The 12,130-nt window shown below is 36.0% G+C and carries 13 protein-coding genes; 8 read left to right on the top strand and 5 right to left on the bottom strand.

Annotated features, from left to right (window positions below; genetic code table 11):
• Window positions 1-91 precede the first annotated feature (91 nt).
• Complete coding sequence (locus tag ODR02_RS19595) at window positions 92-460, bottom strand: helix-turn-helix domain-containing protein (RefSeq protein ID WP_209784221.1); 369 nt, start codon at window positions 458-460, stop codon at window positions 92-94.
• 347 nt (window positions 461-807) lie between these two features.
• Here ODR02_RS19595 and ODR02_RS19590 point away from each other — a divergent pair, with 347 nt between their 5' ends.
• From ODR02_RS19590 to ODR02_RS19560, 7 genes are all read left to right on the top strand, one after another.
• Window positions 808-1,140 carry a single-stranded DNA-binding protein gene (locus tag ODR02_RS19590; protein WP_309513216.1) on the top strand — a complete coding sequence of 111 codons (333 nt, stop codon included), beginning with the start codon at window positions 808-810 and terminating at the stop codon, window positions 1,138-1,140.
• Window positions 1,141-1,154: 14 nt separating this feature from the next.
• A complete protein-coding gene (locus tag ODR02_RS19585) occupies window positions 1,155-1,610 on the top strand; it encodes an HRDC domain-containing protein (protein ID WP_245169686.1) in 456 nt (151 codons plus the stop codon).
• Window positions 1,611-1,732: 122 nt separating this feature from the next.
• Complete coding sequence (gene hisS, locus ODR02_RS19580; protein ID WP_309513215.1) at window positions 1,733-3,103, top strand: histidine--tRNA ligase; 1,371 nt, start codon at window positions 1,733-1,735, stop codon at window positions 3,101-3,103.
• Window positions 3,104-3,260: 157 nt separating this feature from the next.
• Window positions 3,261-4,067, top strand: coding sequence for a PH domain-containing protein (locus ODR02_RS19575; RefSeq protein WP_309513214.1), 807 nt, complete (start codon window positions 3,261-3,263; stop codon window positions 4,065-4,067).
• An 18-nt stretch (window positions 4,068-4,085) separates the two neighbouring features.
• Window positions 4,086-4,733, top strand: coding sequence for a GNAT family N-acetyltransferase (locus ODR02_RS19570; RefSeq protein ID WP_309513213.1), 648 nt, complete (start codon window positions 4,086-4,088; stop codon window positions 4,731-4,733).
• Between the two features lie 53 nt (window positions 4,734-4,786).
• Window positions 4,787-5,323, top strand: coding sequence for a PH domain-containing protein (locus ODR02_RS19565; RefSeq protein ID WP_209789055.1), 537 nt, complete (start codon window positions 4,787-4,789; stop codon window positions 5,321-5,323).
• A gap of 61 nt (window positions 5,324-5,384) precedes the next feature.
• Entirely contained in the window at window positions 5,385-6,176 is a 792-nt protein-coding gene (locus tag ODR02_RS19560) for a class I SAM-dependent methyltransferase (protein ID WP_309513212.1), read from the top strand.
• Between the two features lie 96 nt (window positions 6,177-6,272).
• Here ODR02_RS19560 and ODR02_RS19555 read toward each other — a convergent pair whose 3' ends face one another.
• The 3 genes from ODR02_RS19555 to ODR02_RS19545 all read right to left on the bottom strand — a co-directional run bounded on the left by ODR02_RS19555 (window position 6,273) and on the right by ODR02_RS19545 (window position 8,492).
• The gene (locus tag ODR02_RS19555; protein ID WP_105682092.1) at window positions 6,273-6,509 is read right to left on the bottom strand and encodes a YtxH domain-containing protein; all 237 of its coding nucleotides are present in this window, start codon (window positions 6,507-6,509) and stop codon (window positions 6,273-6,275) included.
• A gap of 99 nt (window positions 6,510-6,608) precedes the next feature.
• Window positions 6,609-7,451 (bottom strand): isoaspartyl peptidase/L-asparaginase, encoded by an 843-nt coding sequence (locus tag ODR02_RS19550; protein ID WP_209784226.1) that lies wholly within the window; start codon window positions 7,449-7,451, stop codon window positions 6,609-6,611.
• Window positions 7,452-7,604: 153 nt separating this feature from the next.
• On the bottom strand, window positions 7,605-8,492 hold the full coding sequence (locus ODR02_RS19545; protein ID WP_209789057.1) for a cyanophycinase: 888 nt from the start codon (window positions 8,490-8,492) through the stop codon (window positions 7,605-7,607).
• 201 nt (window positions 8,493-8,693) lie between these two features.
• Between ODR02_RS19545 and cphA the strand changes: the two genes are divergently transcribed.
• Complete coding sequence (gene cphA / locus ODR02_RS19540) at window positions 8,694-11,324, top strand: cyanophycin synthetase (RefSeq protein WP_309513211.1); 2,631 nt, start codon at window positions 8,694-8,696, stop codon at window positions 11,322-11,324.
• A gap of 331 nt (window positions 11,325-11,655) precedes the next feature.
• Here cphA and ODR02_RS19535 read toward each other — a convergent pair whose 3' ends face one another.
• Window positions 11,656-12,114: a hypothetical protein gene (locus ODR02_RS19535; RefSeq protein ID WP_209784228.1), complete on the bottom strand. Its 459-nt coding sequence runs from the start codon at window positions 12,112-12,114 to the stop codon at window positions 11,656-11,658.
• Window positions 12,115-12,130: the final 16 nt, after the last annotated feature.

Below are 12,130 nucleotides of genomic sequence, written 5' to 3'. Positions count from 1 at the left end.
TTTTGCTGAGCGCTTTTTTATCTTGTTTACTGTAAAAAGAGAGATTAAAAAACTCTGTTGATAGTTTTTTTAGTAATTAACTTTTATACTGTTATTTTTTAAGTCTTTCGATTTCTTCTTTTAGCAGACCTATATATTCCTGCATCGTTTTAATAATCTCTATGCTTAATTCATTAGTAATATTTCCAACATTATTGGCGGTGATATTACCGACGTTTGAACCTGGGCTATCATTAAATACAGGATTCTCGAAGATGAATTTTGCTTCCTCTTCTTCGTAGATTTCTTCAACAGGAACCTCTAAATATTGGGCAAGTTTGTCCCATTCTGTCTGTGTTATAGATACAGCACCGCTTTCTTTTCTGCTATAGTTGGAGACATCGGTAGGGATCACTTCAGCCATTTGCTGCTGAGTGAAACCTTTCATCTTTCTTACTGTACGAAGTTTTTCTTTTTGCATATCAGACATTTTTACAAATTTGCAAAAAAAAATTAAATTAAAGACAAAAAAAATCCTTGTAATACACCTATTTTTCAATGTTTTTTAAAAAGAATTTTATTTTATGATAGGGCTTTTCATCATTTAATTTTTACTTTAAAAATGATAATTAATGCTTTTAAATCTTTATAAATATTGTTTTACACAGAATTCTATTTATTTCTTTATCCGTTTACAAACGACTACAAACGGATTTAAATAGTTTATAACCGACTGTGATTGGGTAACATCACAATCTTTGCAACAGAGATTTGAGAAAACAGTGAACGTCTCTGATCTGAATTATTAATCTTTAAAATCTAAAAATTATGTCACTAAGAAACAAAGTAACCTTAATTGGTTACACAGGAAAAGAAGTTGAAATGGTAAACTTCGATAACGGAAATGTAAAAGCCAGTGTATCCTTAGCTACCAGTGATCATTACACGAATGCCAAAGGAGAAAAGGTAGAGGAAACCCAATGGCACAATCTTATTGCATTTGGGAAAACAGCAGAGATTTTTGAAAAATATGTTCCCAAAGGAAAAGAAATTGCCATCGAAGGAAAGCTTACCTACAGATCATATGATGATAAAGACGGAGTGAAGCGGTATGTGACAGAAATTCGTGTAGAGGAGATCCTGTTATTAGGCGGTAAATAATTCTAAAAACACAAATGATGAAAGTAAAAGTTTTTAAAATCAGGCTTCCTGAAGAGTTTCTCTACAAAGACCAGAAAATGCTGGATGATTTTCTGGAAGTCAACGAGATTATGAAAGTGGAAACCGCTTTTGTAAGTGAAGAACGGTATTGGTCTGTAATATTGTATTTTGAAGATGCAAAGCCTGCAAAAAATACGGTAAAAGAACCAAAGACAGTCAAATATTCTGCAGAGAATGATTTCCTGAATACAGATGAAGAAAAGATACTGGATGCACTGAAACTCTGGCGATCAGAAAAAGCCCGGGAGCAGAATCTTCCCACTTATTTCATCGCCAGCAATAAAGAGCTGCTATCTGTAGCCAAGTATAAGCCTGCCAGAAAAGAAGAATTGCTGGAGATCAAAGGGTTTGGAAAGCATAAGATTGAAAATTATGGTGAAGAGATTCTTGAAATTCTAGAAAGTGTCTGATTTTTCAGAATAATTGATTATACAACAGCAAAAAGCTGGGGAAGATTGTTTCTTCAGCTTTTATGCTGTGTAAAGTCCATGCAATTCCGTACTTTTGCATTTATCAAAATGACATATAAGAAATGAAGCCAAGTTTAGCAAAAGGGACGAGAGATTTTACGGCACAGGAAGTTTCCAGAAGAAAATATATCATCAATATTTTACAGAATAATTTCGAATTATTCGGGTTTCAGCCACTGGAAACTCCAAGTTTTGAAAATCTGTCTACACTGACAGGAAAATACGGAGAAGAGGGTGACCGCTTGATTTTTAAAATTTTAAATTCAAGTATCAACGAAGCAAAAGAAGAGAAAAAGAACCAGATGCTTCATGATTTTCAAAGAGCATTAGAAAAACCTTTCAGTGCGGAAAGTCTTACAGATAAAGCGCTTCGTTATGATCTTACTGTACCTTTTGCAAGATTCGTGGCAATGAATCATGGGAAACTGATATTTCCATTTAAACGTTCTCAAATCCAGCCGGTTTGGAGGGCAGACAGACCTCAGAAAGGAAGATTCAGAGAATTTTATCAGTGCGATGCCGATGTTGTAGGAAGTGAAAGTTTATTACAAGAGGTAGAATTGGTTCAGTTGTATTTGAAATCATTTGCAGATCTGAAAGTTCCTGTAACGATTCATATGAACAACAGAAAGATTCTTTCCGGATTGGCAGAATATGCAGGAATCACAGATAAGCTGATTGACTTTACTGTAGCATTGGATAAACTGGATAAAATTGGTAAAGACGGAGTTGTTAAAGAACTATTGGAAAGAGAAATCTCTCAGGAATCTATTGAAAAATTAGACTTCTTATTCAGCCAGTCTGACGATGCATTGGAAAACCTCCTTCAACTGAAAGAGAAATTTGCAGGAAACGAAATCGGACTGAAAGGAGTAGAAGAACTTGAATATGTTCTTACCCAATCTCTGAATCTTGGTGTTGATATTCAAAACCTGGTATTCAATATTACTCTGGCGAGAGGATTAGATTATTATACCGGAGCTATCTTCGAAGTGAAGGCAGATGAAGTGGCCATGGGTTCCATTGGAGGTGGCGGTAGATATGATAATCTGACTGAAGTTTTTGGGGTGAAAAACATTCCGGGAATAGGAATTTCATTTGGATTAGACAGAATTTATCTGGTGATGGAAGAATTGAACCTATTTCCTGATGAGGCTTCTGCTAAAATAGAATATCTTTTTGCAAACTTCGGTGGAGAAGGAGTAACAGAAGCTTTAAAGCTGATCATACAACTAAGAGCAAAAGGTATTTCTGCAGAACTGTATCCTGAAAATTCAAAGATTAATAAGCAGTTTACCTATGCAGAGAAGAAAGGCATAAAGAATCTTGTCTTCTTGGGTGAAGAAGAAATTAAAAATAATAGGGTTACCTATAAAGACCTTGCGGCAGGGGAACAGAAAACTGTTTCTTTAGAGGAATTCTTAGGAGAATAATAAAGCAGATTTATTCTAAAGTATATCAATCAAAAAAAACAACCACTGGAAATATTTTCAGTGGTTGTTTTTTTTGATTGGTGAGAAGATTTAAATACTTTTGAGTAAAAAAGAAATGAACAATAATTGTGCATTGTGTAACGCAGAATTGACATCTATGGATACACTTTTGGGAGCTAATATACTTTCAGACGGCAATGTTTTATGCAATAAATGTTTAAATAAAGTAAGTGATGTCAATGATGAATTGCTGTACAATCTTAATAAATTCAGCATTGATGATATTAATAAAATGCTGAGTGCAGACAAACCTGAAGCCGTTCCGGCCGTGGTAATTGCAGAACAGAATCTTCCCGCAGCTATAGATTTTGGCTCCCATCAAATCTCAAAAGAGGTTTATAAACGAAGACATCAGAAAATAAAGAGTGAACTGGAAATGTTGAATGCTAACCTTTCCATCTTTACCAAAGGAGAAATAAAAGAACTTCCTTATCTGATCTCCGAAGAAGAACAGATCATTGCGATCACGGATGCTCAGTTCGTTAATACATTGGCCGCAGGAGTATTGGTAGCAACACCCAAAAGAATGATATCTGTTTCAAAAGGAATGTTTGGGGCAGCAAAAATCAATGATTATCCGAATGAAAGTATTAAGGCTGTAAGTTTTGTAACAGATTCCAGATCGCCTATTATCAAGTTACATCTTGATGAAAGAATGGTAGAGTTTGAATGTTTCATGGATAAAGAGGATGCTGAGAAATTCTACGACAGGATAAAAGCTATTTATAATAGTCCTCGGGAACAGTCTTCAAAACAAATTGGTTCTGTAAACAAAAATATTCCGGTTTCATCAGAAGACATTTTTAATCAACTTGAGAAATTAGGAAAACTGAGAGAAAACGGGATTTTGACCGATGCAGAATTTGCAGAGCAAAAAAAGAAATTGCTGGAACAATTACAATAAAACTTTTAACACCCAATCATGAAAGATAAAGTATTGGCAAAAATAGTAGAAAAATGGCTTAAAGGATGGTGTCTTTCAAGAGAAGTATCTTTTCCTGTTCCCTATAAATCCGGATTTAGAGTGTTTGTAGGAGATGAAAAACAAAAAGAACGTTTTGTATTTCCTGAACTTAATGATGATTTTTTCGAACTTGCAAACTCTATTGATGAGCCGTGGGTTTATCTGAAAATATCAACGTCTCCCGATGAATTTACAGGAAAAATACCTGCAAGATGGAAATTACAGCCACAAGGATATCTGATGACCTGTTTTCAGCCAATGAATTTTCCGGAAATTAGTCTTGCAGAAGGCTATCATTTAGAATTTTCTGAGTACAATACTACTTTTGTTGTCCGAGTTGTAGCAGAAAATGGTGAGCAGGCTTCTATAGGCCGTGTTTCTCTTATAGATGATGTTGCTGTTTATGACAGGATTATCACTGAAAAAAATCATCAAAGGAAAGGACTCGCTAGTTTCTTATTGAAAGAACTGGAGAAGATCGCTTTGTCAAAGGGCTTTTCAAATAACCTTTTAGTGGCTACAGAAGAAGGAAAACTATTGTATGAAACTTTAGGCTGGAAGATGTATTGCCTCCATACTTCTGTTGTGATTCCTTCAGAGGAATAATTTTTTATTGAATCAAATTAATAAATAGTAATTTAGATCCATAAACTAAAGCTATGAGTGAAAGATCAAGACTTGACGAAATAAGAGATGAACTTAAAAGCCTGGATATCAGTCCTACTATATTTGCCCGAAAAGAAATTCATGAATTGCCGGATATCCTTTCATCAGACGAAAGAATTGTATACCTCGTAGAAGGCAGAAATAAACTGAACAATCATCATATCATTTTAGTTGCTACAGACAGAAGGCTGATTTTTGTAGATAAAGAATTCATGTATGGATTGAAAGTTGAGGATTTTTCTTACAGCAAGATAAGCTCTATACAATATGAAACTGCATTTTTACTGGCTTCCATAGATATTCAGGTTACCGATGATATTGTAGAAATTGATGGAGTAGGAAAGTACCATGCTGAGCTGTTTTGTGAAAAAGTAAGGGATTTCATGTCTCAACCTGAAAAATCCTTTCAAATCAAATCGGAGCCCAGTGTTTTAGACCAACTCGAACAGCTTGGAAGATTAAAAGAATCCGGAGTTTTAAGTGAAGAAGAATTTCTGGAGCAAAAGAAAAAATTGATGGAGAAGCTATAATCACGATATGCTGGATAATGAAAATTTGCCGGCTGAACTTATATTATTTTAAACTAAAATCATGGAAAATTACTTAGAAATTAATAAAAAATCTTGGAATGCAAAAGTAGAATCACACCTGAAATCGGATTTCTACTTTGTAGATGAGTTTTTAAAAGGAAGAACTTCTCTGAACTCAATAGAACTGGATCTTCTTGGAGATATAAAAGGGAAAAGTATTCTGCACCTTCAATGTCATTTCGGTCAGGACTCTATTTCTCTTTCAAGAATGGGAGCTAAGGTTACGGGAATAGACCTTTCTGATAAAGCAATTGATACAGCCAGAGATCTGGCACAGCAATGTGAAACAGACACAGCGTTTATCTGTTCGGATGTGTATAATCTGCCTGATATTCTGGATCAAAAATTTGATATCGTTTACACAAGTTATGGTACGATAGGATGGCTTCCTGACCTTGAAAAGTGGGCTGGTATTATCGATCATTTTCTAAAGCCGGGAGGAAAGTTCATTATGGCAGAGTTTCACCCTGTGGTCTGGATGTTTGACGATGACTTTACAAAAGTTGCCTACAACTATTTCAATGAAAAACCTATAGTAGAAACATATGAAGGAACGTATGCGGACCAGTCTGCGCCTATTGTTCAGGAATATGTCATGTGGAACCATTCCTTATCTGAAGTTCTCAATAATTTGATTGAAAAAGATCTACAATTGAATACTTTCAGAGAATTTGACTGGTCTCCATATGCTTGTTTCAGACATGTAGAAGAATTTGAGAAGGGGAAATGGAGAATTCCACAGTTTGGAAATAAAATTCCGTTGGTATTTGCGCTGGCAGCAGAGAAAAAATAAAATCTTGATCGTTACTTAAAATAAAAAGTCATCGTAATTAAAACTACGATGACTTTTTCCTATATATGAATGTTAAAAAAAACTGCTCTATGTTGGTTAGCTAAGAGAATCTTCAGCCTTTGTTTTCGCTTCGTCCACTTTATTCTGAACTTGGGAAGCAACATCATTGGCTTTGCTTTTAAGGTCATTTCCCCATTTATTAAGATTGTCTTTTGCAGTATTGATTTTATCTTTTACAGCTTGTTGATCTTCAGGGCTTGAATTCTTATATTTCCAATAAGCTAATGCACCTAAACCTAATAAAGCTAATAATCCTTTTGCTTTGTTTCCCATGATTTCTATTTTTTTATGTATTAATATTAAAATTTGTTGTTATGAATAATGTAAAATACGTGCCAAAAAAATAAATTGACCTATAAAAAAATGTTAAATTTAAGAGAAGACTTCGAAATTTTCACCGTCAAAACTGGCGAAAACCATAGTAGGATAGGAGTCCTGATGATAAACATTTCCCTCTTTATCAATAGCAATGGCACCTGCGAATCCATCAATAGTTTTAAGTTCATCAAATGTCTTGCTGAAGGCCTGTTGAAGATTCATCCCATCTGTAACTCTTGTTACAATTTTTGCTGCAGTAGCATTGCTGACAATATCTTCTCCAACGCCGGTACAGCTCACGGCACATACAGCATTGGCATAATTCCCGGCCACAGTGGCAGAGTCTGAAATCCTTCCGGGAATTTCAAAACCTTTCCCTCCCGTAGATGTTGCCACAGCAAGTTTTCCTTCCTGATCAATCGCTACACAACCTACAGTTCCTTTGCCACCATTGGCAAGTTTAGCTTCGTATTCTTTTCTTCTTTGAGGAATTTCTGTAGAAAAATTTTCAAAACCATTTTCCGTAGCATAAATCTTAGCACCATTTCCTCCTAAAACCCTGTCGTCTTCATTGATAAGATCTTTAGCTACAAAAATAGGGTTCTGTACATTTTGAATATTAATCACACCACTTAGTCTCTGAGTATTTCCGTTCATAATGGCAGCACTCATACGAATAACGCCATCACTCTGGATTTGAGAACCGATGCCTGCATTGTATAACGGATCATCCTCCAGTAATGATACGGCATAGGCAACGGTATCAAAAGCCGAATGGGTTTTAAGATAGTCAAATGCTTTTTTTGCAATTTCTTTTAAAGAATTCTGTTTTGCTGTTTTTATTTCGTGGCTTTGATCGCTTTCAGAGAAAAACCCTCCGTGGATAATTACTTTCATAAAATTATAGATGATGATTGATAAATGATATTCTTTTACGAAGTTAATTTATAAATTCTAATTAAACATTGAACCTTAAACTTTAAACAAAAAAAATGAAACCGAAGTTCCATTTTTATGATGATTAATAGTATATTTTTTGACTACATCAATTTATTTATCCTGCGGTATTGGATTAAATTGAGAATTTTCAATGGTCAGTTTCTTTGTTGTAAGATCATAATGGTCATTCATAGACATCACATGTACCGTTAAGTTATCAATAGAAATAGGTTCTCCAAGGTTGATATTCGTAAGGTTGGTATCTTTAATAAATCTTCCGTCAACTAAGATAACAAGGCCGGAACCTACAGCTGTCATGACATCATTATGGATGAAAAGTCCGGTGTCTTCTCCCAGTCCGATTCCTAATGTTCTCGGATTGTTCACTACTGCCTGGAAAAGACGCCCGATTCTGCCTCGCTGTACAAAGTGAGTATCAATAATAACGTTATCTATTAACCCTAATCCTTGAGTAGTTTTGATTTCTCCTTTTAGAAGGGCTTCAGAACTGCTTCCCTGGTAGATCATGTTTTCAGAAGCTGCTGCAGCACCTGCAGAAGTTCCGGAATAAATAAAATCCTGTTCCTGATATTTTAATAAAATGGTATCGTGAAATCTTGTTCCTCCAAGAATAGAAGTCAATCTCAGCTGGTCTCCACCGGTAAACATCATAACATCAGCAGCGTTGGCTCTTGCTACCATTGCATCAGAATTAGCTTCTTCCCGGTTGTGAATGTCAAGAACATTTACATTTTTAGCCCCCAGAAACTCAAATGCTTTTTTGTATTCAGAACCTACGATCTGAGGAATTTGAGAAGCGGTGGTGACGATTTCAATCACAGAGTTCTCTTTAAGTTTTGATTCGTTGATGATCTTTCTTAAGATCCCACGTTCAAAAAAATTAAGGTTTTTTTCAATATTCTGATCATAGTCGGTTTCAGCAAAACTTCCTTTGTTTACAGCTCCTCCGATAACGATTAATTTTCCAACAGGTTTCATCATAGTGCAAAATTAAAAAATAATTAACATTCTTTGACGAAATTCGTGCCATCTTTAGTTGATTTTTAATGTTTTAGAAATGTTAATTAAAATTAATTTTTTTTTAACGAATCTTTAAATGTGGTATAGTTTCGTTTAGGGTTTTACATTATCTTTGGTTTTGAAAGGAGTTATTGTTAACTGTTAAAATGCCAATAGACTATGAAAATCGAAAAGATTCAGGCACTAAGAGGTCCTAACATCTGGAGCATCAGAAGAAAGAAGCTGATACAGATGAGGTTGGACTTAGAAGAAATGGAGAATTATCCTACCAATAAAATTGAGGGATTCCGGGAAAGAATAGAAAAATTACTACCCTCATTAATCACACACCGCTGCTCGGAAGGAGTGGAAGGAGGTTTTTTCCATAGGGTGGAAACGGGAACCTGGATGGGACACGTCATTGAGCATATTGCTTTGGAAATACAGACCCTGGCAGGAATGGATGTAGGGTTTGGAAGAACCCGTGAAACAAAAACTCCGGGAGTATATAATGTAGTATTTAATTATATTGAAGAAAATGCCGGAATTTTTGCTGCAGAAGAAGCCGTAAAGATTGCAGAAGCACTGATTGAAAGCAAAGATTATGATTTGAATGTATGTATCCATAAATTAAAAGAAATCAGGGAGCGCGTCCGTCTTGGTCCTTCTACCGGAAGTATTGTGGAGGAAGCAGCTTCCAGAAGAATTCCATGGATCAGATTGGGAACCAATTCATTGGTACAGCTGGGGTATGGAGTGAATCAGCAAAGATTTCAGGCTACTATTACGGGGAATACAAGTTCTATCGCTGTAGATATTGCCTGTAATAAAGAATTAACCAAGAGAATGCTTCACGATGCTGCCATTCCGGTTCCAATAGGTGATCTGGTAGTTGATGAAGATGGCTTAAACGCTGTGATCAAAAAAATTGGGTATCCCATTGTTTTAAAACCTTTGGATGGAAACCATGGAAAAGGTTCTTCCATTAATGTCAACGACTGGGATGCTGCTAAAGTAGGTATGGAACATGCTCAGAAATACTCAAGAAAAGTCATTGTTGAGAAATATATCACGGGCTACGATTTTCGTATACTGGTGATTAACAATAAAATGGTGGCTGCTGCAAGAAGAGTTCCTGCTCATGTTGTAGGGGATGGAGAACTCAATCTTCAGCAACTGATTGAGAAAGAAAACAAAGATCCAAGAAGAGGCTATGGTCATGAAAATGTCCTTACTGAGATTGAGGTGGATAAAGATACCTTAGAACTTCTTGAAAAGCTCCAGTATACGCTGGAAACAATTCCTCAGAGAGGAGAAGTGGTTTATTTGAAATCCACAGCCAATCTTTCAACCGGAGGAACTTCCATTGATGTTACGGATATGATACATCCGGAAAATATCACCATGGCGGAAAGAGTTTCCAGAATTATCGGACTGGATGTCTGCGGTATTGATGTGATGGCGGAGAACCTTACACAGCCTTTGAAGGAAAGTGGTGGAGCTATTATTGAAGTGAATGCAGCCCCTGGATTCAGAATGCACCTTGCTCCAAGTGAAGGGTTGCCAAGAAACGTTGCTGCACCGGTGGTAGATATGCTGTATCCTCAGGGGAAACCTTTTACCATTCCGATCATTGCCGTAACGGGGACCAATGGAAAAACAACAACAACGAGACTTATTTCCCATATCGTAAAAAGTAATGGCTACAGGGTAGGATTTACCACTTCGGATGGAATTTATATTCAGAATACCATGTTGTCAAAAGGAGATACAACAGGGCCGCTTTCTGCAGAATTCATTCTAAAAGATCCTACAGTAGAATTTGCGGTTCTGGAGACTGCCAGAGGAGGAATCTTACGTTCAGGACTTGGGTTTTCGCAATGTGATATTGGAGTTCTTACCAATATTGAGGAAGATCATCTGGGGATGAATGATATTCACAGCTTAAAAGATCTTACCAAAGTAAAACGGGTCGTACTGGATAGCGTTAAAAAGAGCGGATGGAGTGTATTGAATGCAGATAATGAATATTCGATGAAGATTGTGAATGATCTTGATTCCAGTGTAGCTATTTTCAGTATGGATGAAAACAATCCTCATATCGTAAAATTTGCAAAAGAAGGAAGAATTACCTGCGTGTATGAAGAAGGTTTTGTCACCATCAAAAAAGGAGACTGGAAAATCAGAATAGGAAAAGCCAAAGATTTCCCGATTACGATGGAAGGAAAAGCCCGGTTTATGATTGAAAACGTATTGGCCGCTAGTTTGGCAAGTTATCTTTACGGATTCGGAATTGAGGATATTTCTAATTCTTTAAGAACCTTTATTCCAAGTGCACAGCTTACTCCGGGAAGACTGAATGTTTTTAAATTCAAAAATTTTAAAGTACTGATTGACTTTGCCCACAATCCTTCAGGATATGAAGCCATTGAAGATTATCTGAAAAATGTGGAATCTACAAAGAAGATTGGTATTATATCCGGTGTTGGAGACCGAAGAGATAATGATATCAGAGAGTGCGGGAAGATTGCCGGAAGAATGTTTGATTATATTATCATCCGAAATGAGAAACATCTTCGCGGAAGAACCGAAGATGAAATCAATGGGTTGATTATTGATGGAATTAATGCTGCAGGCAGAGATGTCAGCTATGAAATCATTCCTAAAGAAATTGAAGCCTTGAAGCATGCTATTGGAATGGCCGAAGAAGGAACATTTATCACGGCTTTAAGTGATGTTATTTCCAATGCTATTGATCTGGTTCAGGAATACCAGACCAAGGAATTACTGGAAGATGATAAAAACCTGTAAAGATATCTTTATAAAACTTATTAAAATTGCAATACGGAACAAAAAACGTATTGCAATTTTTGTATCTATTGTGCTGTAGCAGATCGAAATTTGTTTGATTAAAAACAGAGGCTATATCTGCGATGACTATTGTACAAACAATTAAAGTTAATCCTTACGGTTTCCCGTAGAGTATACCTACAGTCTCTCCGTATATTTACAGCGTTTGTATAAACTAAAAGTACAAGTCAAGTTTTTTTAATGTCCTCCTTTGTTGGGGGATTTTTTATTATGAATGATGAAAGTCTTCAGGAATAAAAAGTAAAACCCCCGAAATTTCGGAGGTTTGTATTTATAAGTTTTCCCAGGTTTTCTTTATTTTTTGCATTTTCACAAGATAGAAATACAAAGGAATGAGTTCTAATCTGAGGGTAAAGCTGATTGCTGGATTAACAAACGGAATAATCGCCATCATAATGAGACAGATAGCAATTCCTATAATGGCATCAATGATTGCTGCCTGTGCTGCCCAGTCTTGTTCAAACCAAAGTCCATAGGCAACAATACCTTTGAAAATGAATAGGGTGCAGATCAAAAACCCTGTCATGGAATAAGGATGATTAGCATCCATCCCATATAATGATAAAGAGATATGAGTCATCAGAGAGCCTGCCATCATAAAAATGGCAGCTAGTGCGCCTCCGATTAAAAAGATCCATAAGAAAATTTTAATCCAGGTGGGTAATAAGTTCCTTCTTCGTGTTAAACTGTGGTTTTCAAATTCTGCAAAAGCGGTTGGCTTTTCTTCCATGTAGTATTAGTTTTAT

Origin of the sequence: Chryseobacterium sp. CFS2 (genome assembly GCF_036543225.1) — a bacterium.
GTDB lineage: Bacteria > Bacteroidota > Bacteroidia > Flavobacteriales > Weeksellaceae > Chryseobacterium > Chryseobacterium culicis_A.
This window is presented reverse-complemented; position numbering and strand designations above follow the sequence as displayed.